Origin of the sequence: Tepidimonas taiwanensis (genome assembly GCF_020162115.1) — a bacterium.
Classification (GTDB): Bacteria; Pseudomonadota; Gammaproteobacteria; order Burkholderiales; family Burkholderiaceae_C; genus Tepidimonas; species Tepidimonas taiwanensis.
The window spans coordinates 2,473,129-2,492,404 of record NZ_CP083911.1 but is presented as its reverse complement, the minus strand read 5'-3'; the positions used below and the strand labels follow the sequence as shown (position 1 = coordinate 2,492,404).

General features: G+C 69.0%; 21 protein-coding genes. 13 read left to right on the top strand and 8 right to left on the bottom strand.

Translation table 11 applies throughout. The features are described 5' to 3' along the window. Nucleotides 1-106: 106 nt before the first annotated feature. From LCC91_RS11775 to LCC91_RS11765, 3 genes are read left to right on the top strand one after another with little or no spacing between them, the layout of a single operon-like run. Entirely contained in the window at nucleotides 107-598 is a 492-nt protein-coding gene (locus LCC91_RS11775; RefSeq protein ID WP_052231662.1) for an HD-GYP domain-containing protein, read from the top strand. Nucleotides 599-630: 32 nt separating this feature from the next. After that, nucleotides 631-1,224 carry an RNA polymerase factor sigma-70 gene (locus LCC91_RS11770; protein WP_043702272.1) on the top strand — a complete coding sequence of 198 codons (594 nt, stop codon included), beginning with the start codon at nucleotides 631-633 and terminating at the stop codon, nucleotides 1,222-1,224. After that, nucleotides 1,221-1,457 carry a zf-HC2 domain-containing protein gene (locus LCC91_RS11765; protein WP_224440940.1) on the top strand — a complete coding sequence of 79 codons (237 nt, stop codon included), beginning with the start codon at nucleotides 1,221-1,223 and terminating at the stop codon, nucleotides 1,455-1,457. Before LCC91_RS11770 ends, LCC91_RS11765 begins: the two co-directional genes overlap by 4 nt. Before the next feature lie 173 nt (nucleotides 1,458-1,630). Here the strand turns inward: LCC91_RS11765 and LCC91_RS11760 are convergent, their stop codons facing one another. From LCC91_RS11760 to LCC91_RS11740, 5 genes are all read right to left on the bottom strand, one after another. Beyond that, nucleotides 1,631-2,128, bottom strand: coding sequence for a DoxX family protein (locus LCC91_RS11760; protein WP_052231664.1), 498 nt, complete (start codon nucleotides 2,126-2,128; stop codon nucleotides 1,631-1,633). Beyond that, nucleotides 2,125-2,913 carry an HvfC/BufC N-terminal domain-containing protein gene (locus tag LCC91_RS11755; RefSeq protein WP_043702274.1) on the bottom strand — a complete coding sequence of 263 codons (789 nt, stop codon included), beginning with the start codon at nucleotides 2,911-2,913 and terminating at the stop codon, nucleotides 2,125-2,127. The genes LCC91_RS11760 and LCC91_RS11755 overlap by 4 nt, the downstream gene beginning before the upstream one ends. Further along, nucleotides 2,913-3,803 (bottom strand): MNIO family bufferin maturase, encoded by an 891-nt coding sequence (gene bufB, locus LCC91_RS11750; protein ID WP_043702276.1) that lies wholly within the window; start codon nucleotides 3,801-3,803, stop codon nucleotides 2,913-2,915. The genes LCC91_RS11755 and bufB overlap by 1 nt, the downstream gene beginning before the upstream one ends. Nucleotides 3,804-3,884: 81 nt before the next feature. Continuing rightward, nucleotides 3,885-4,199 carry a BufA1 family periplasmic bufferin-type metallophore gene (locus LCC91_RS11745; protein ID WP_043702278.1) on the bottom strand — a complete coding sequence of 105 codons (315 nt, stop codon included), beginning with the start codon at nucleotides 4,197-4,199 and terminating at the stop codon, nucleotides 3,885-3,887. Between the two features lie 133 nt (nucleotides 4,200-4,332). Further along, complete coding sequence (locus LCC91_RS11740) at nucleotides 4,333-4,905, bottom strand: carboxymuconolactone decarboxylase family protein (RefSeq protein ID WP_043702280.1); 573 nt, start codon at nucleotides 4,903-4,905, stop codon at nucleotides 4,333-4,335. Between the two features lie 299 nt (nucleotides 4,906-5,204). On the opposite strand from LCC91_RS11740, the gene hpf reads away from it, so the two are divergent. The 3 genes from hpf (at nucleotide 5,205) to hprK (ending at nucleotide 7,117) form a co-directional block, all read left to right on the top strand. Continuing rightward, nucleotides 5,205-5,537 (top strand): ribosome hibernation-promoting factor, HPF/YfiA family, encoded by a 333-nt coding sequence (hpf, locus tag LCC91_RS11735; RefSeq protein ID WP_043702286.1) that lies wholly within the window; start codon nucleotides 5,205-5,207, stop codon nucleotides 5,535-5,537. 115 nt (nucleotides 5,538-5,652) lie between these two features. Beyond that, complete coding sequence (locus LCC91_RS11730) at nucleotides 5,653-6,123, top strand: PTS sugar transporter subunit IIA (protein ID WP_043702288.1); 471 nt, start codon at nucleotides 5,653-5,655, stop codon at nucleotides 6,121-6,123. A 43-nt stretch (nucleotides 6,124-6,166) separates the two neighbouring features. Next, nucleotides 6,167-7,117 carry an HPr(Ser) kinase/phosphatase gene (hprK, locus tag LCC91_RS11725; protein WP_143898508.1) on the top strand — a complete coding sequence of 317 codons (951 nt, stop codon included), beginning with the start codon at nucleotides 6,167-6,169 and terminating at the stop codon, nucleotides 7,115-7,117. 36 nt (nucleotides 7,118-7,153) lie between these two features. Here hprK and fur read toward each other — a convergent pair whose 3' ends face one another. Then, entirely contained in the window at nucleotides 7,154-7,594 is a 441-nt protein-coding gene (gene fur / locus LCC91_RS11720) for a ferric iron uptake transcriptional regulator (RefSeq protein ID WP_043702294.1), read from the bottom strand. 114 nt (nucleotides 7,595-7,708) lie between these two features. Between fur and LCC91_RS11715 the strand changes: the two genes are divergently transcribed. From LCC91_RS11715 to leuS, 5 genes are all read left to right on the top strand, one after another. Further along, nucleotides 7,709-8,302, top strand: coding sequence for an outer membrane protein assembly factor BamE (locus tag LCC91_RS11715; protein WP_043702411.1), 594 nt, complete (start codon nucleotides 7,709-7,711; stop codon nucleotides 8,300-8,302). Nucleotides 8,303-8,344: 42 nt separating this feature from the next. Continuing rightward, nucleotides 8,345-9,190 carry a 4-hydroxy-tetrahydrodipicolinate reductase gene (gene dapB, locus LCC91_RS11710; protein WP_043702297.1) on the top strand — a complete coding sequence of 282 codons (846 nt, stop codon included), beginning with the start codon at nucleotides 8,345-8,347 and terminating at the stop codon, nucleotides 9,188-9,190. Between the two features lie 100 nt (nucleotides 9,191-9,290). Next, nucleotides 9,291-10,823 (top strand): methyl-accepting chemotaxis protein, encoded by a 1,533-nt coding sequence (locus LCC91_RS11705; protein ID WP_185974931.1) that lies wholly within the window; start codon nucleotides 9,291-9,293, stop codon nucleotides 10,821-10,823. A 133-nt stretch (nucleotides 10,824-10,956) separates the two neighbouring features. After that, on the top strand, nucleotides 10,957-11,676 hold the full coding sequence (locus LCC91_RS11700) for a dienelactone hydrolase family protein (RefSeq protein ID WP_043702300.1): 720 nt from the start codon (nucleotides 10,957-10,959) through the stop codon (nucleotides 11,674-11,676). 75 nt (nucleotides 11,677-11,751) lie between these two features. Then, nucleotides 11,752-14,454, top strand: coding sequence for a leucine--tRNA ligase (gene leuS, locus LCC91_RS11695; protein ID WP_043702304.1), 2,703 nt, complete (start codon nucleotides 11,752-11,754; stop codon nucleotides 14,452-14,454). A gap of 16 nt (nucleotides 14,455-14,470) precedes the next feature. Here the strand turns inward: leuS and LCC91_RS11690 are convergent, their stop codons facing one another. Then, nucleotides 14,471-15,445: an IS110 family transposase gene (locus LCC91_RS11690; RefSeq protein WP_224440939.1), complete on the bottom strand. Its 975-nt coding sequence runs from the start codon at nucleotides 15,443-15,445 to the stop codon at nucleotides 14,471-14,473. A 195-nt stretch (nucleotides 15,446-15,640) separates the two neighbouring features. Here LCC91_RS11690 and LCC91_RS11685 point away from each other — a divergent pair, with 195 nt between their 5' ends. Together LCC91_RS11685 and LCC91_RS11680 are read left to right on the top strand one after the other, a co-directional pair. Further along, on the top strand, nucleotides 15,641-16,204 hold the full coding sequence (locus LCC91_RS11685) for an LPS-assembly lipoprotein LptE (protein ID WP_143898519.1): 564 nt from the start codon (nucleotides 15,641-15,643) through the stop codon (nucleotides 16,202-16,204). Between the two features lie 108 nt (nucleotides 16,205-16,312). Then, entirely contained in the window at nucleotides 16,313-18,118 is a 1,806-nt protein-coding gene (locus LCC91_RS11680; RefSeq protein ID WP_052231667.1) for a methyl-accepting chemotaxis protein, read from the top strand. Nucleotides 18,119-18,207: 89 nt separating this feature from the next. On the opposite strand, the gene rocF is transcribed toward LCC91_RS11680, so the two are convergent. Next, on the bottom strand, nucleotides 18,208-19,155 hold the full coding sequence (gene rocF, locus LCC91_RS11675; RefSeq protein WP_043702307.1) for an arginase: 948 nt from the start codon (nucleotides 19,153-19,155) through the stop codon (nucleotides 18,208-18,210). Nucleotides 19,156-19,276: the final 121 nt, after the last annotated feature.

The following is a 19,276-nucleotide window of genomic DNA, read 5'->3' as shown; positions in this document are numbered from 1 at the left end:
TGCGCTCTGTACTCAGACACGGGCTCGATCACCCCAGCGGATACCAAACTGCACGGGCCGGTCTGGCCGCCTCGTCGGCAGTCAAACTCTACCGCACTGGTCTGGTATGAAACATACAAGCGGCGATGACATCCCGCTCGATGCCCGCATCGTCGGCGTGTGCGACGCCTTCGATGCCATGACCAGCCACCGCCCTTACCGCGCCGACATGCCGCGCGACGAGGCGTTGGCGCAGGTGCGGATGATGCGGGAGCGCCAGTTCGATGCGTCCGCGGCCGACGCCTTGCTCAGCCTGGACGCCGCGACGCTCGATCACGTGATCGGGCACAGCGATGAGGGCATACCGCTGCAGAACTGCCCGATGTGCGGTCCCACGCTGGTGCTGCGCCGCCACCACCAGGCGGGCGAGCACCTGTATTGCCGCAACTGCACGGGCGAATTCGAACTGCAGCCGGACCCCGCTGGTCTACGGGCCGTGCCCACGGGCCGCCAGGGCGCACCCGCACAACTCGTGCCGGAGGTGGATGAGGCGTTGATCGCGCAAACCGTGCACACTATCGTCGCGGCGCTGCCGGTGTCCGAGCTGGTGTCGCGGTGATCGGGCAAATGCGGCAAGATGCGGGCAGCTCAATGATTCCTGAAAAGCCGTCGGTGCCTTTCGAAGGTGCATTTCTGGACGAACTGCGGCGGCAGATGCTGCACTTTGCGACCTTGCAGTTGTCCGACGCCCACGCCGCCGAAGACGCGGTGCAGGAAGCCCTGATCGGGGCGATGCAAAACGCGGGTTCCTTTGCCGGGCGCGCCGCGTTCAAGACCTGGGTGTTTGCGATTCTCAAAAACAAGATCGCCGACGAGCTGCGGCGGCGCCAGCGCAGCGTCAACGTGGGCAGCCTGGCTTTCGCGGACGAAGACGATGAGGATCTGCACGAGCTGTTCGACCGGCGTGGTTATTGGGAGGCCGACGAGCGCCCTCAGCACTGGGCCGATCCGGAAGGGGCGTTGCACGACGCACAGTTCTGGCGGGTGTTCGACGCGTGCCTTGCGCACCTGCCGCCCAAGCAGGCGCGCGTGTTCATGATGCGCGAATTTCTGGAGCTGGAAACGCCGGAGATCTGTGCCAGCGTGGGCCTGACCGTCAGCAACCTCCACGTCATGCTGCACCGCGCCCGGCTGCGCCTGCGCGAATGCCTGGAAAACCACTGGTTTGCGGGAGACCCCCGATGAAGCCCATGCTCAACTGCGTGGAGGCCACGCGCCTGATGTCCGAAGCGCTCGAGCGCGAGCTGGCGCTGGGGGAAACCCTGCCGCTGCGTTTTCACGTGATGATGTGTGCGGGTTGCCGCAATTTTCGCGACCAGATGGGCGCGCTGCGCCGCATCGCGCGCGCCTATGCGCAAGGGCAGGATGAGCGCGCCGCCGCCGCGACGGGTGGGGAGACGCCGTCGGCCCCACGTTGAACAGCCGTCTGCGCGGTCCGGTGTGATGAAGCGCGGGGTTCCATCGGGTGCTGCGCTTGGCGATGGCGTCGAGCGCCGTCAGCAGCTTGCACGTGCAGGGGTGTTGTTTGGCAGGGGCGCGTTCGTCCACCGCACGGCGGTGTGATCGAAGCACTGCGCTAGCGTGGGCTGGCTCAACCGTGACGGCAGCGGCGCGCGATCAGGTGATCGATCGAGACCGTCCCCGGCCCGTGCACCATCAGGTACAGCAACACCGCCGCCCAGGTGCCGTGCGTCGGGTAGGCACCGGGGTAGACGAGAAACTGGATCACCGCGGTCATCCCGAGCAGCGCCAGGGCGGAAAACCGCGTGGCCAGCCCGATCAACAGCAGCAACGGGAACAGGTGTTCGGCAAAGGCCGCCAGGTAGGCCGCCAGCTCCGGCGGCAGCAGGGGCAGCCGGTACTCGCTGCGAAACAGCTCCACCGCACTGTCGGACAGACGGGGCCAACCGAGCTGCCACTGCCCATCGATGAGGTCGATGGCCAGCCCTTCGATCTTGGTCTGGCCCGATTTCCAAAACACGGCCGCGATCGAAAACCGCGCCAGCAGCGCGATGGCGCTGTGCGGAATGCGTTCGAACCCGGCGATGACGCGGCGCGGCCACTGGGTCCAGGCGGGGCAGGGGTTCATGATCGCGTCTCCTCGGTTGAATCGGTATTGGTGGGGGTGAGGCTCAGCGCGCTCAGGGCGTGGACCTGCAGCAGCCGGCCCAGCCATGGGCCCAGATCGAGCGGCGCGGCGCGCGCCGTCAGGCGCTCCAACACCGCCCCGAGGGGCCAACCCGCGGCGATGTCGTCGAGCACGGCCAGGGCGGCCTCATCCACGGGGATCACTTGCACCACGAGGTCGGTGCGCACGACCACGGCGCATTCCGCGCGCGTGGGGTCGATCGTCTCCAGTGCGCCGTGTCCGTGGTGCGCGGCCCAGATCGACACGGCGGCGTGGCGCAACCGCAACGCGTGCAGCGAGGGATGTAAATGGAGGCGCAGCGCGGGCAACCGCTCGGGGTCGGCGAGCGCCGCTTGCAAGGCGGCTGCGGTCAGCACCGGCGCATCCGGGGCGTGCAGCGCCTGCAGGTTGGCCCACTCCACGCGGGCCACGTCCGCCAGGTACGGCACCGGGGCCGCCGGCGGGAAGCCCTCGATGAACGCGGCGAAATCGCCCCCGTAGTGCGCCAGCACCGGCGTGGTGGGTGGGTGTGCGCACACGTATTCGCGCGCCATTGCGCGAAAGAAGGCCTCGCCGACCAGCTGCGCCACCACCGGGTAGGTGTCGGCCAACGCGTCGATGAGCGAGACCACGACGTTGTTGCGGTACACCGCAAAGCGCGGCGTCACGTCCGAGCCGTTCCACGCGACCAGGCCGGGCGGCGGTGGCACCGAAGGGTCGAGCAGCGCGTGCGTCCAGGCGAGCATCACACCACCTCCGCGCGCATCGGTGCCTGCGCGGCCGCCTCGGCCAGCCACGCATCGGCGGCATGCGCCTCGGCCAGCAGCACCGCGAAGGCGGGCAGGTGCTGGTCGCGCTCGATCAGCGTGGCCACCGGGCCGGTGTGGCGCAGGGCGTACCGGTACAAGGCCCACACGGCATCGTCCACGGGGGCACCGTGGGTGTCGATCAGCAGCCGCGCGCCCGCCGCGTCCACGTCCTCGGCAAAGCCGGCGAGGTGGATTTCGCCCACCGCGTGCAGCGGCAGCCGCGCCAGATACGCGTGCGCGTCACGGCCGTGGTTGGTGCAGCTCACGTACGCGTTGTTGACGTCGAGTAGCAGCCCGCAGTCGGTGCGGCGCACCACTTCGGTGATGAAGTCCGCCTCGTCCCAGGTGGACGCGGCGAACTCGACATAGGTCGAGGGGTTTTCCAGCAGCAGGCGACGGCCCAGTGTGTGCTGCACTTGGTCGATGTGCGCGCACACGCGCTGCAAGGTGGCGTTGGTATAGGGAAGCGGCAGCAGGTCGTTGAAAAAATGCCCGCCGTGGCTGGACCAGGCCAGATGTTCGGAAAACGCCTGCGGCTGGTAACGATCCAGCAAACGCTGGAGCGCCGCCAGATGCGCACGATCCAGCGGCCCCTCGCCGCCGATGGACAACCCCACCCCGTGGAGGGACAGGGCGTAGCGCTCGCGGATGCGGCCGAGGAAATGGTGCATCGGGCCGCCCGCGACGAAATAGTTCTCCGCGTGCACCTCGAAGAAGCCCACGTCCGGGCCTTGCTCGAGGATGGTGGGGAAGTACGCCGGCTTGAGCCCGAGCCCGCCGCGCGCGGGCAGGCGGTCGTTTGGCGTGGCGGCGGGGGCAGGCGGCATCGGCGCACTCCACGGGGGGGACGTTGTGGGGGATGGCGCGTCGGCCCGGCGACGGGTGTCGCGGGCCTCGGCGCCATCGGCTTACGCTTTTTCCTTGAATTCCTTGAGCTGGCCGAAGCCCGTGGGCGACGTGGGTGACGGGGTCTTTTCGCACGTGCCCGCGGGAACGAACTTCCAGGCGTTGCCCTGATAGTCCTTCTTCGACGTTCCGGCGCAGGTGGTGCCTGGCCCGGCGGCGCAGTCGTTCTTGCCCTTGAGGGCGACGCCATAGCATTTTTCTTTGCCACCCATCCCCATGTCCTGCCCCGAGGATTGGGCCGAGGCGGTCGTGGCGGCGGTGGCCAGGGCAGCCCCCAGCGCGAGCGTGAGGGCGGCAGCGGACAGATGCTGATTCATGATGTGACTCCTGTGCGGATACTGGCCCCAGCTGGAGGAGGTGTCAGCGTCGCTGGGGCCGTCGAGGCGACGTGACGATCGTTGGTCGCGCGAGCGTCGGGGTTCTTACACACACCCGACGCGTGTCGCGACATCAAGCCTGCCAGGCGTATGGCTGGAAAGCCGGGTCCACCGGGGTGTGCAGCACGTGGTTACTGAAGTTGCTCAGCGTCTTGACCGCAATGGCGAGGATGATCTCGAGCACCTGTTGGTCGCCGTAGCCGGCCGCGCGAAACGCCTGCACCTGCTCGGGCGTGGGGGCTCCGCGGCTTTCCACCATCGCGTGGGTAAAGGCGGACAAGGCGGCGAGCTTGGCGTCGGGAATGGCCGTGCCATCACGTAGCGCCTGCAGCACGGGGGCGGGCACCTTGGAGACCTTGTCGGCGATCATGCTGTGCGCCGCCATGCAGTAGGTGCAGCGGTGAAAGCGGCTGATGGTCAGAAACACGACCTCCTGCTCGGCGGGGGTGAAGCCGCTCGCCTGTCGGAAGTGCTCGTAGCCGGTGGTGTAGGTGTGCAACAGCCCGGGCGCATTGGCCATGTGGGTGTACATGTGGGGCACGAAGCCCAGCCGCGCTTGCGCGGCGGCCAGCACGTCGTGGGCCACGCCGATGGTCGAGGCCAGGGTTTGGGGTTCCAGCGCCAGTCGGGCAATGGGGGCGTTCATCGGCAATCTCCAGGAAGGGGTAACGACGTCGCAGCGGCAGGCGCGCTTTGCCAGCGCTGTGTGTGGCTTGGTCGTGCGAAACGCCGTGGGCTTACACCCACGCCCCGATCCATTGAAAAAATGGCGAGCGAGCCGCCGATATGGGGGGTGTCGGGTGTGGGGACGTCAGGGTCGGCCCTCGGGGTGCTTGTCACACCGCCGTCAAACGGGCATAGTAGGGGCGAGCGGGTGACGGACCGTCACCGCGCCGTCCGGCCGTCGGCGGCCGGGCACCATCCCGGAGCGAAAGGAGGCTCTTCATGAACCTGACCATCAGTGGACACCACCTCGAGGTGACCCCCGCCCTGCGCAACTACGTGACCAGCAAGCTGGAACGCATCTCGCGCCACTTCGATCAGGTGGTGGACATCCGCGTGCTGCTCACCGTGGACAAGATCAAGGACAAGGATCACCGCCAGAAGGCCGAGTGCAACATCCACGTCAAGGGCAAGGACATCTACGCCGAGAGCACCCACGCCGATCTGTACGCCGCGGTGGACGAGCTGGCCGACAAGCTCGACCGCCAGGTGCTGCGCTACAAGGACAAGGTCCAGGAGCACCACCACCTGCCGATGAAGAAAGAGGTTGTCTGAGCAGCGTTGCTGCAGTGCAACAAACCGCTTGCTCCGCAAGCGGTTTGTTGTTTCCGGGCGATGACATCGCCGCAGGCTTGGCGGCATAATGCACCCCTCGTTCCAAGGCACAGCGATGAACCGACTCTCTGCGATCCTGCCGCCCGAGCACGTGTTGGTGGCCGTCGACGCCACGAGCAAGAAACGCGCGTTCGAGGAAGCGGGGCTGCTGTTCGAATCCCTGCACGGGCTCAACCGGGCGCTCGTCACCGACAGCCTGTTTGCGCGCGAGCGCCTGGGCTCCACCGGCCTGGGGCACGGCGTGGCGATTCCGCACGGGCGCATCAAGGGCCTCAAGCAGCCGATGGCGGCGGTGTTCCAGCTCGCGCAGCCGATCGGGTTCGACGCGCCGGACGAGCAGCCGGTCAACCTGCTGATCTTCCTGCTGGTGCCGGAGGCGGCGACGCAGAAGCACTTGGAAATCCTGTCCGAAATCGCCGAACTGCTCAGCGACGCCGCGCTGCGCGAGAAGCTGCGCAGCGCCGACAACGCCGCCACGCTGCACGGCCTGATCGCGAGCTGGCAGTCGGCGCACGCCGCCGCCTGACGCGCCGGCGGTCGCCGCCCCTGCCCCGCGGGATCGCACGCCGATGAAGCCCCGCGCCGTCAGTGCCGACGCCCTGTTCGAGCACCACCGCGAAACCCTGAAGTGGCAGTGGGTCGCGGGGCAGACGGCGTCCGAGCGGCGCTTCGACGACAAGGCGGTGTCCGAGGCGCGCTCCGGCGCCGATCTGGTCGGCTACCTGAACCACATACACCCCTACCGGGCCCAGGTGCTGGGCGCGCGCGAGGTGGCGTACCTGCAAAACGCCACCGAGGAGGATTGCCGCCGGCGCGTGGCGCGCATCGTTACGCTGGAGCCGCCGCTGCTGGTCGTGGCCGACGATCAGCTCCCGCCGGCGGAGCTGGTGGCGATGTGCGAACGCGCGCACATCCCGCTCTTTGCCACGGCGGCGTCCGCGGCCTTCGTCATCGACGTCCTGCGCGCGTACCTGTCGCGCCACTTTGCCGAGCGCACCACGCTGCACGGGGTGTTCATGGACATCCTCGGGCTGGGGGTGTTGATCACCGGCGAGTCGGGGTTGGGCAAGAGCGAGCTGGGGTTGGAGCTCATCACGCGCGGGCACGGCCTGGTGGCGGACGACGCGGTCGACCTGTACCGCGTGAGCCAAACCGCGATCGAGGGGCGCTGCCCGGAGCTGCTGCAAAACCTGCTGGAGGTGCGTGGCATCGGCCTGCTCGACATCAAGGCGATCTTTGGCGAGACGGCGGTGCGGCGCAAGATGCGGCTGCGCCTGATCGTGCACCTGGTGCGGCAGGCGACGCTGGACCGCGAATACGAGCGGCTGCCCAGCGAGCCGCTGTTTCAGGACGTGCTGGGCGTGGCGATCCGCAAGGCGGTCATCCCGGTGGTGGCGGGGCGCAACATCGCGGTGCTGGTGGAAGCGGCGGTGCGCAACACCATCCTGCAACTGCGCGGCATCGACACCTATCAGGAGTTCGTGCAGCGCCAGCGCGCCGCGATGCTGCGTGACGACTGAGCTTGCGCCCCGAGCCCTTTGCGGGGTCTTTTCCGCTCAGGGGCGGCGCGGCTTGGTGCGGTGCGGGCAGTCCTCGCGTATGCAGTGCGCATACAGTGACAAGGCATGCTCTTGCAGTTGGAAGCCGCGCTCTTGGGCGATTGCCTGCTGGCGGCGTTCGATTTCGGCGTCGTAAAACTCTTCCACCCGACCGCAGTCCAGGCACACCAGGTGGTCGTGGTGCTGGCCCTCGTTGAGCTCGTAGACCGCCTTGCCAGACTCGAAATTGCTGCGCACCAGGATGCCGGCCTGCTCGAACTGCGTCAGCACCCGGTAGACGGTCGCCAGCCCGATGTCGGACTGCTCTTCCAGCAGCACCTTGAAGACATCCTCGGCCGTCATGTGGCGCTGACGGCCAGACTGGAAGATCTCCAGGATCTTGAGTCGCGGCAACGTGGCCTTGAGCCCCGTGCTCTTGAGTTCTTCGATGCCGGTCATGAGGGCTGCGCTATGGGGTTGGGGCCACGCCGTGGGGCGTGCGCCACTACAATGGGCCGATGATATAACCTCGCGCCAGATTCTGTGTCTTTGCGCGTTTATTTTTCGCCCGCCATGAACGTTGCCGCCCGCCTGCTCACCTCCCTCGTTGCCCGCCGGTACGCGTGGACGGTGCCCCTCGCCGGGGCGCTGCTGGCGGGCTGTGCCTCGCTCGACGGCGCGACGGCGCGGCTGGCCAGCCTCGGCGGCGTGATCACGCCGTACCGCATGGACATCCTGCAGGGCAACGTCGTGGTGCGCGAGCAGGTGCAGGCGCTGCAGCCCGGCATGACGCGCGAGCAGGTGCAGGCGATCCTCGGCACGCCGCTGGTGGCCAGCGTCTTCCACGCCAACCGCTGGGACTACGTCTTCACGCTGCAGCGCCAGGGCCAGCCGCCGCAGCGCCGCGTGGTGACGGTGTTCTTCGACGGTGACCGGCTGGCGCGCGTGCAGGCCGACGAGCTGCCGACCGAGGAGGAGTTCGTCGCCTCGCTTGCTGCGCGCCGTCCCGCCGGCCAGGCACCGGCGCTGGAGGCGAGCGAGGAACAGCTGCGCGCATTCGAGGCCAAGGGCACGTCCGCCCCGGCCACGCCCCCGTCCCCCGAGGCGGCCCCGGACGCGGCGGCGGCGTCCACGGCGCGGTCCTATCCGCCGCTCGAACCCCGCTGACCGGCCGTCGGCCGTGGCCCCCCTCCTGTTTCGACCGTCGTCATGACCGCCCAACCCCCCTATCGTGTCGCCATCGCCGGCGCCAGCGGCCGCATGGGCCGCATGCTCATCGAAGCCGTGCAAGCCGCCGACGACTGTGTTCTGTCGGCCGCGCTCGACCGGCCCGACAGCCCCGCGCTCGGCCAGGACGCGGCCGCGTTCCTTGGCCAGCCGGCCGGCGTGGCGATCGGCGCGGACCTGGACGCGGCGCTGGCTGTCAGCGACTTTCTGATCGACTTCACCCGCCCCGAGGGGACGATGGCCCACCTGGCCGCATGCCGGCGCCACGGCACCGCGCTGGTCATCGGCACCACCGGGTTCGACGACGCGCAAAAGGCCGAAATCGCGGCCGCCGCGCGCGACATTCCGATCGTGATGGCACCCAACATGAGCGTGGGCGTCAACGTCACGCTCAAACTCCTGGAGATGGCTGCGCGGGCGCTGGCCGTCGGCTACGACATCGAGATCGTCGAGGCGCACCACCGCCACAAGGTCGACGCCCCGAGTGGCACGGCGCTCAAGATGGGCGAGGTCATCGCCGCCGCGCAGGGGCGGGACCTGAAGGACTGTGCGGTGTACGAGCGCGTCGGCCACACGGGCGAGCGCCCGGCCGGCGCGATCGGCTTTGCCACCGTGCGCGGCGGCGACGTGGTGGGCGACCACACGGTGATGTTCCTCGGCAGCGGCGAGCGCATCGAGATCACCCACAAGTCCAGCAGCCGCGCGACCTACGCGCAGGGCAGCCTGCGGGCGGTGCGCTTCCTCGCCACCCAGTCCCGGGGGCTGTTCGACATGTTCGATGTGCTGGGCCTAAAAACGAACGAACGTTCGTTCAGTGAAAACCCCTAGAATCGCCAGCCGCGCGGTGCGCTAGAGTGCAGCGCCCGGCCGCCCGTTAGCGCATGGTGGCCGGCAAGCGACAGCGAGGCAGCGTATGCGGGATTGGCGGTTGGCGACCAAACTGTGGGTCGGAGTGGGGACGTTGGTGTTGGCGATCGTGGCCGTCGTGGTCACGGTGTCCACGCAGTCGGCGCGCACGAGCCGGGCGTCAGAGGCGACGATCCGCGAGCGCACGGAGCAGCTGTTTGCCGCGTCGCTCTGGGCGGGGATGGTGGAGACGGACCTCAGCCGGGTACAGGCGCTGTTCATTGCCCGCCACCCGCTGCTGGAGGCGCTGTACCTGGCGCCGATGACCGAGGCGCGTCGGCGCATGGCCGAGCTGGAGTCGCGCATCGTCGGACACGCCACCGACGGGCGCGAGCGTGAACTGCTCGATACGATCATGACGGTGCGCCGCGAGGTCGAGCAGGCGCTCCAAGAGGCGCAGCGGCTGCGCGACGCCGGTGACGAAGCCGCGGCGATGCAGGTGCTCGAGACGCGCTACAACGCGCGCATCCCCGCCTATCTGGCGGCGTTGCGGCAACTGGCCGACCACCAGCGCGCCGAGCTCGAGGCCGCGCAGGTCTACTTCGAAGCGCGGCGGCGCCACAACATGATTTTCGGCTCGACGGCGATGGGGCTGCTGGTGCTGGGCATCGTGGTCGGCGCGGCGTTCCTGATCCGCCACATCCGCCAGCCGCTGCAACGCACGGTGGCGTTTGCCAACACGCTCGCAGGGGGTGACCTGACGCACGCGCTCGACACCCGCCGCGGTGACGAGTTCGGGGAGATGACGCGGGCGCTCGAATCGATGCGCACGCAGCTGGCGGCGCTGGTCGCCGAGGTGCGCCACGCCAGCGCCCAGCTGCAGACCGCGACGGAAGAGATCGCGCACGGCAACCAGGACCTCTCCAACCGCACCGAGCAGACCGCGAGCCGTCTGCAGGAAACCGCGGCGAGCATGGAGGAGCTGACCGGGCGCATTCGCGAGGCGGCCGACGCCGCCCAGCGCGCCAGCGAGCAGGCGCAGACGCTGGGCCGGCACGCGCAGGACACCGGCACTGCCGTGGCGCACGTGGTGGCGACGATGGACGCGATCCGCGCCAGCAGCGATCGCATCGCCGCCATCACCGCCGTCATCGACGGTCTGGCGTTTCAGACCAATATCCTCGCGCTCAACGCGGCGGTGGAGGCAGCCCGCGCCGGCGAGGCGGGGCGGGGCTTTGCGGTCGTGGCGGGCGAGGTGCGGTCGCTGGCGCAGCGCAGCGCCGAGGCGGCGCGTGAGATCCGCGCGCTCATCGAGCACAGCGTTGCCGACGTGCAGCAGGGCGCGGCCCAGGTAGGCCACGCGCGCACGCTGATCGACGCGATGATCGCCGAGGTGCAGCGCCTGGGCGAGCGGATCGCCGACAGCGCCCGCGCGAGCCAGGAGCAGGCGCAGGGCGTCGGTGAGATCAACGAGGCGCTCGGGCAACTGGACCACATGACGCAGCAAAACGCCGCGCTGGTGGAGCAGACGGCCGCCGCCGCGATGGCGATGCAGGAGCAGGCGCGCCACCTGGCCGAGCACGTGCAGCGCTTCCGCCTGTCGCCGGCTGGATGACGGCGCACGGTCGCGTTGGCCTAGAATGCCTGCGCCGGCCCTGTGCAGCGGGCCCCAGGGGCGGGCGGTGAGCGCGGTTGCCATGACCGCGCGTCGGGCGACGGGGCCCGGAGGCTTCAGGGGAGCGCAGCGCATGAGTATCCAGACCCGCACCATCGAATACACCCACGACGGCGTCACCTTCGAAGGCCTGCTGGCGTGGGACGACGCTCACGCCGGCCCGCGGCCCGGCGTGGCGGTGGCCCACGCCTGGGCCGGGCGCAGCGCGTTCGAGGACGGTAAGGCGCGCGCGCTGGCCGAGCGCGGCTATGTCGGCTTTGCGATGGACGTCTACGGCAAGGGCCGCCGCGGCCGCACGCGCGAGGAAAACGCCGCGCTGATGACGCCGCTCGTGCAAGACCGGGCGTTGCTGCAGGCGCGGCTGGGCGCGGCGCTGCAGGCGCTGGCCGCGCAGCCCGAGGTGGACGCGCAGCGGCTGGCGGCGATCGGCTTTTGCTTCGGGGGCCTGAGCGTGCTGGACATGGCGCGCTGCGGGTTGCCGCTCAAGGGGGTGGTGAGCTTTCATGGGCTGTTCACCCCGCCGGGCAACACGGCCGGGCGGCGCATCGACGCCAGGGTGCTGGCGCTGCACGGCTGGGACGACCCGATGGCCAAACCGGAGGCGGTGCTCGCCTTTGCACAGGAAATGAGCGCCGCGGGCGCCGACTGGCAGCTGCACGCGTACGGCGGCACGATGCACGCCTTCACGAACCCGGAGGCCAACGACCCGGACTTCGGCACCGTCTACAGCGCGCGGGCTGATGCGCGTTCGTGGCGGGCGATGCACGACTTCCTGACCGAAGTGCTGGCCTGACGGGCGGCGGTGCGTCCCCCCGGGCGGGGTGGGCGCGCCGGCGGCCGCGCGGGGCGGCTGCGTACAATCGCCGCCATGCAAGACACTTACCGGCCCCGCGACGTCGAAGCCGCCGCCCAGGCCCACTGGGCCGCGCGCGACGCCTACCGCGTCACCGAAGACGCGTCCCGCCCGAAGTTCTACGCCTGCTCCATGCTGCCGTATCCGAGCGGCAAGCTGCACATGGGGCACGTGCGCAACTACACCATCAACGACATGATGGCGCGCCAGTTGCGCATGAAGGGCTACAACGTGCTGATGCCGATGGGCTGGGACGCCTTCGGCCTGCCGGCCGAAAACGCCGCGATCAAAAACGGCGTGCCGCCCGCGCGCTGGACGTACGACAACATCGCCTACATGAAAAAGCAGATGCAGGCGATGGGGCTGGCCATCGACTGGTCGCGCGAAGTCGCCACCTGCTCGCCCGCGTACTACAAGTGGAACCAGTGGCTGTTCCTGAAAATGCTGGAAAAGGGCATCGCCTACCGGCAGACGCAGGTGGTCAACTGGGACCCGGTGGACCAGACGGTGCTGGCCAACGAGCAGGTCATCGACGGGCGCGGCTGGCGTACCGGCGCGCTGGTGGAAAAGCGCGAGATCCCGGGCTACTACCTGGCCATCACGAAGTACGCGGAGGAGCTGCTCTCCGCGGTGGCCAACCCGGACGATCCCAACTACCTGCACGGCTGGCCGGAGCGCGTGCGCCTGATGCAGGAAAACTGGATCGGCAAGAGCGAGGGCGTGCGCTTTGCCTTTCCGCACGACATCCGCGGCAGCGACGGACAGCTGATCCAGGACGGGCGGCTGTACGTCTTCACGACGCGCGCCGACACCATCATGGGCGTGACTTTCTGCGCCGTCGCGCCGGAGCACCCGCTGGCGCAGCACGCCGCGCGCGACAACCCGGCGCTGGCCGCCTTCATCGAGCGCTGCAAGCTCGGCGGCACGACGGAGGCCGAACTGGCCCTCAAGGAAAAGGAAGGCATGCCCACGGGCCTGACCGTGCGCCACCCGCTCACCGGCGCGGCGGTGCCGGTGTGGGTGGGCAACTACGTGCTGATGGGGTATGGCGACGGCGCCGTGATGGGGGTGCCCGCGCACGACGAGCGCGACTTCGCGTTCGCCAAAAAGTATGGCCTGCCCATCCAGCCGGTGATCGCGGTGGAAGGCGAGACGTTCAGCACCGACGCCTGGGCCGAGTGGTACGCCGACAAGCAGCGCGGGCGCTGCGTGAACTCGGGCGTGCTCGATGGGCTGCCGTACCAGGCCGCGGTGGACAAGGTGGCCGAGCTGCTGGCTGCGCAGGGCCTGGGCGAAAAAAAGATCACCTACCGCCTGCGCGACTGGGGCATCAGCCGCCAGCGCTACTGGGGCACGCCGATCCCGATCATCCACTGCGACGACTGCGGCCCGGTGCCGGTGCCGTACGAGGATTTGCCGGTCGTCCTGCCGGAGGACCTGGTGCCGGACGGCAGCGGCAACCCGCTGGCCAAGTGCGAGTCGTTCCTGAAGGTCGACTGCCCGCGCTGCGGCAAGCCCGCGCGGCGCGAGACCGACACGATGGACACCTTCGTCGACTCGTCGTGGTACTTCATGCGCTACTGCGACCCGCACCTGCCGGACGCGATGGTCGGCGAGGGCACGCGCCACTGGATGCCGATGGACCAGTACATCGGCGGCATCGAGCACGCGATCCTGCACCTGCTGTACGCGCGCTTTTGGACCAAGGTGATGCGCGACCTCGGGCTGGTGCAGGTGGACGAGCCGTTCCAGCGCCTGCTCACGCAGGGCATGGTGCTCAACCACATCTACAGCCGCCGCACCGCCAAGGGGGCCAAGGAGTATTTCTGGCCGCACGACGTGGAGCACGTGCTGGACGAGTCGGGCAAGATCGTCGGCGCGCGCCTCAAGCGCGACGTGCCCAGCGCCGATGGCGTGCTGCCCGCAGGCACGCCCATCGACTACGAGGGCGTGGGCACGATGTCCAAGTCCAAGAACAACGGCGTCGACCCGCAGGACCTGATCGAAAAATACGGGGCCGACACCGCGCGGCTGTACACGATGTTCACCGCCCCGCCCGAGGCGACGCTGGAGTGGAACGACGCCGCCGTGGAGGGCAGCCACCGCTTCCTGCGCCGGGTCTGGGCGTTCGGGTATCGATTGGCACAGGCCGACTGGGCCGCGGCGGCGCAGTCCGCGCAGGGGGCGTCGTCGCTGGCGGACGTGGCGTACGGCAAGCGCGCGCGGGCGCTGCGCTGCGAGATCCACACGCTGCTCAAGCAGGTGGACTACGACTACCAGCGCCTGCAGTACAACACCGTGGTGTCGGGCTGCATGAAGATGCTCAACGCGCTGGAGGCGTTCGACCCGACCGACGAGCCCGGTGGGGGCGTCGCGCTGATCGAGGGTTTTGGCATCCTGCTGCGCTGTCTGTACCCGGCGACCCCGCACATCACGCACGCGCTGTGGCAGTCGCTCGGCTACGCGGGGGCGCTGGGCGACCTGCTCGATGCGCCGTGGCCGCAGGTGGACGAGGCGGCGCTGCAGCGCGACGAGATCGAACTCGTGCTGCAGATCAACGGCAAGCTGCGCGGCGCGCTCACCGTGCCGGCCGACGCCGACCGCGCCGCCATCGAGGCGGCGGCGCTGGCCTCACCCGAGTTCGCCAGGTTCAGCGAGGGCCGTCCCGCGCGCAAGGTCGTCGTGGTGCCGGGGCGCCTCGTCAACGTGGTGGTCTGAGTAACCGTCTTTTCTGTCAAGCGCCGAGAGGCGAGTTGTGAAGCGAGCTGTCCCAAGGTTTGTTGGATCTGACCATGGCATTGAGCATGGTCAGCAGCTTGCGCATGCACGCCACCAGTGCCACCTTGGGCAACTTCCCCGCAGCGATGAGGCGCTCGTAGAAAGCCTTGATGACGGGGTTGGCGCGGCAAGCGGTGAGTGTGGCCATGTAGAGCACGCGGCGCACGTCGAAGCGCCCGCCCTGGATGCGTCGTCGCCCCTTGCTCGCGCCCGAGTCGTTGGCCATGGGGGCGATGCCCACGAGCGCGGCGATTTCGCGCCGATTGAGCCGCCCGAGCTCGGGCAGCTCGGCAATGAGCGTGGCGCTGGCCACCGGGCCGATGCCGCGGGCCGACTGCAGCAGCGCATCGAGCTCGCCAAAGTGCTCGCGCACGTGGCCCACCATCTGGCCATCGATCTCGTCGAGCTGGGCCTTGATGACCGCGATGACCGCCTCGATGCTCGGGTGCAGCCCGCGGGGCGTGATCTGCAGGCGCTGGCGTTCGGCCAGCAGCATGGCCAGCAGCTGCCGACGGCGTGTGACCAGCGCGGCGAGCCACTGCTGCTGCGCATCGGGCAGCGGGCGCAGCAAGCGCGTGAGGTCCTCGCGGCGCAGCAGCACCGCCGCGTACTCGGCCAGCACGCGCGCATCGATGGCGTCGGTCTTGGCCAGGCGGCCCATCGATTTGGCGAAGTCACGCGCCTGGCGCGGGTTGACCACCGCCACCGGCAAGCCGGCCGCCTGCAGCGCGCAGGCCAGCTCCGTTTCATACCCGCCAGTGGCCTCCATCACCACCAGCGCCACCCCCAGCGGCTTCAGGGCCGCCGTCAAGGCCGAGTGGCCCTCGGCCTGGTTGTCAAACCGCTGGGCCTTGAACTGGGCGCCCAGCACACAGACATCGACATGCGCTTTGGCCACGTCGATGCCCACCACCACAGAGGAAGCAGACATGGTCTTCGGATCCCTTGCTTGTGCATGCGCGCTCGGACAGGCCAGCGCGCGTAACCGTTCGGGCTTGAGGAAGACCAGCACGGCGGCCGTGCGCTCTGTACTCAGACACGGGCTCGATCACCCCAGCGGATACCAAACTGCACGGGCCGGTCTGGCCGCCTCGTCGGCAGTCAAACTCTACCGCACTGGTCTGGTATGAAACATACAAGCGTGGCGACGCGCCGAACCTGGCTGCGGGGGCTGCTGGTCGGCGGGCTGGCCGCCGCGGCGCTGCCCGGTTGCGGCTTTCGGCTGCGCGGGGCGGACCTGCGCTTTGCGTTTGCGACGCTGCGGCTGCAGGCACCGGCAGACAGCGACGTGCTGCAGGGCCTGCGTGCCCAGTTGCGGGCCGCCGGGGTGACGGTGCTGGAAGCCGGCGGGCCTCCCCCGGCCGCCGCCCCGTCCTCCGCGCCGGCGGCGGATGTCATCCTGCAGGTGCTGCAGGACCAGCGCGAGCGCGTCGTCGTCGGCACCACCGCCGCCGGTCAGGTGCGCGAACTCGCGCTGCGCCGGCGCCTGCGCTTTGCCCTGCGCACGCCATCGGGGCGCGAGCTGATCCCCGCCACCGAGCTGTTCCAGGAGCGCGAGCTGAGCTTCTCCGAGACGGTGGTGCTGGGCAAAGAGGCGGAAGAGGCGCTGCTGTTCGACGATATGCGCGCGGCCTTGCTGCGGCAGTGGCTGATGCTGCTGAGCCGTGCGCCGGCACCACAAAAACCCTGAAGCTATTAAGGGTAATACCCAGGTCGTCCCAAATCTGCCAAAGTTCAACCTTAGGTATTGCTACCAAGGGAAAAAGTGAAAATTTTGCAATCTTTGCGCGGCCGTTTGATGGTGCTGTCGACGGCGCTGGCCGTCCTGAGCGTGGTGGCGGTCTCGGCCGTCAATATCGTGTTGGCCCAGCAAGCGTTGCGCGCCACGGTGGAGCAGGATGCCGAGTCACTGGCGACCGCCCGCGCTGCCGCGGTGGCGCAATGGCTGCAGGGTGCGCGTCGTGCGGTCGAGGCGATGCTGCCGGTGGTGGCGACCCCCGATCCGCTGCCGGTGTTGCAGATGATGGTCAAGGCCGCGGGGTTTGATACCACCTACATCGGCTGGTCCGACAAGCGCTACGTCTTTTCGTCACCGCAAAATTTGCCGCCGGACTGGGATCCCACCGGGCGGCCGTGGTATCGCGCGGCGGAGGCGGCCACAGGTGCCGTGTTGACCGAGCCTTATGTGGACGCGGGCACCGGACGGCTGGTGACCACGGTGGCCGCCGCGGCGCGTGACGGGGGCAGCGTCCGCGGGGTGGTGGCGGGCGATATCTTTTTGGATGTGGTGCAGGCCAACATCGACGCGATCCGGCCCACGCCCTCCAGTCTGGCCTTCATCGTGACGCAGGATGGGCGCTTTGTGGCGCATCCGGATCAGGCCCTGATCCTCAAGCCCGCCACGCAGTGGTCGGCCGGGCTGACGGCCGACGTGTTGCAGCGCGTCTCACAAGAGGCGTTTCCCATCACGCTCAACGGGGTGCGGTGGTTGCTGGTGGGGCAGCCGATCGAGCAAACGCCGTGGCAGCTGATGATCGCGGTGCACGAGGATGAGGCCTTGGCGGCCCTGGACGGGCTGCAGCTCAACTCTCTGGTGGGGGCGGTGGCGGTGGGCTTGCTCAGCGCGCTGTTGGTGGGCGTGTTGGTGCACCATTCGTTGGCGTCGCTGCGTCGGCTCGACCATGCGTTGCATGAGGTGGCCTCGGGCGACAGTGACTTGACGCGACGCCTGCCCACCGACGGCGTGTCGGAGGTGGCGCGCATCAGCGAGCACTTCAACACCTTTGTGGCCAAGTTGCAGGCGGTGTTGATCGAGATTCGGCAAGCGAGCGAGCAGGTCCACACCGCCGCAGAGGAAATTTCGGCCGGCAACATGGATCTGTCGGCGCGCACCGAATCGGCGGCTTCGAGCTTGGAGCAGACCGCGGCGACCATGGAGCAGATGAACGCCACCGTGGCGCAGACGGCGCAGCAAGCGCAGCAGGCAAGCCGACGGGCGGACGAGGTCGCGGCCGCCGCCACGCGCGGGGGCGAGGTCATGGGCATGGTCACCACCAAGATGTCGAACATCTCGGCGACCTCGCAGCGGGTGGGCGATATCGTCAACGTCATCGACGGCATCGCCTTTCAAACCAATATTCTGGCGCTCAACGCCGCGGTGGAAGCGGCGCGCGCGGGCGAGGCGGGGCGCGGGTTTGCCGTGGTGGCGGGTGAAGTGCGGTCGCTCGCGCAGCGCAGCGCCCAGGCCGCGCGTGAAATCAAGGCGCTGATTGAATCTTCGGTCAACGAGGTGCGTGAGGGCTCGACTTTGGTCGAGCAAGCCGAGCAGGAAGTGGAGCGCGTGGTCCAAGCCATTCAAGGCTTGACGACGATGATGCGCGACATCGCGGCGGCGGTGCAGGAGCAGCGCGACGGTATCGAGCAAATCGGCGCAGCGGTCTCGAACTTGGACCAGAGCACGCAGCAAAACGCGGCGCTGGTCGAAGAGGGGGCGGCTGCAGCGACGGCGCTGAAGCAGCAGGCTGCCGAGCTGGCCGGTGCCGTGGCGCGGTTCCGCGTCGACGATGGTGGCTCCGCGGCGGTGCCGCGTCTGCCAGCCGCTTGACGCGCCGCGGCGCGGTCGTGTGTCCGCACGCCACGGCACAGGGCCGGCGCGTGGCCCGCATCGGTGCCCGTGGCGCGGCGCAGCGTCGATCAGCGCCGGCGCACCTGGTGTTCGCGCATCAGCGTGCTCTTGCCAAAAAGGCTCTCGACGAGGTCCACGGCCAGCAGCGCAGTGCGGTTGCGCACGTCCAGCGCGGGGTTGAGCTCGACGATGTCCAGGCTTCCCAGCCGTCCCGTGTCGGCGATCATTTCCATGCACAGCTGCGCCTCGCGGTAGGTGGGGCCGCCGGGCACGGTGGTGCCGACGCCGGGGGCGATTTCCGGGTCCAGAAAGTCCACGTCGAAGCTCACGTGCAGGTGGGTGTCGGCGTCCAGCCCGGCCAGCGCCTGCTCCATCGTATGGCGCATCCCCATCTCGTCGATGTAGCGCATGTCGTACACCTCCAGCCCCTGTTCGTGCACGAAGCGCTTCTCGCCCGGGTCGACGCTGCGGATGCCGATCTGGCGCACCTGATCCGGCCGTAGGGCGGGCCCTTCGCCTCCCAGGTAAACCAACTCGTCCGGCCCGAAGCCGCACAGGCACGCCACGGGCATGCCGTGCAAATTACCGCTGGGCGTCAAGGTTGAGGTGTTGAAGTCGGCGTGCGCGTCCAGCCACAGCACGCGCAGCTTTTTGCCCACGGCGCGGCAGTGGCGCGCGACCGCGCTGATCGACCCCATCGCCAGGCAATGGTCGCCGCCGAGCAGGATCGGCAGGTGGCCCTGCGCCAGCTCGGCGTGGATCGCGTCGTGCACCGCGCGATTCCACGCCACCACCTCGTCCAGGTGGCGGTAGCCGCCTTGCGGGGGCTGCCACGGGTTGGGCGGACCGCTGAGATTGCCGCGGTCGATGACGGACAGACCGTGGGATTCGAGCGCCGGCTGCAGGCCGGCGACGCGCAGGGCCTCGGGGCCCATGGAGGCCCCGCGGGCACCGGCACCGACGTCGGTGGGGGCCCCGATGAGCGCGATGGGCGTCGTGAGGGTGACAGCATTCATGCGGATACCGAACGATTGAAATCAGCCAAGCCACTACTGCGTCGGCGCGGCGTTGGGGTGCGTCACCTGCCGTTCTGATTCAGCACAGAACGTTGCAGGCAAGACCCCACTTCCTCGTGCC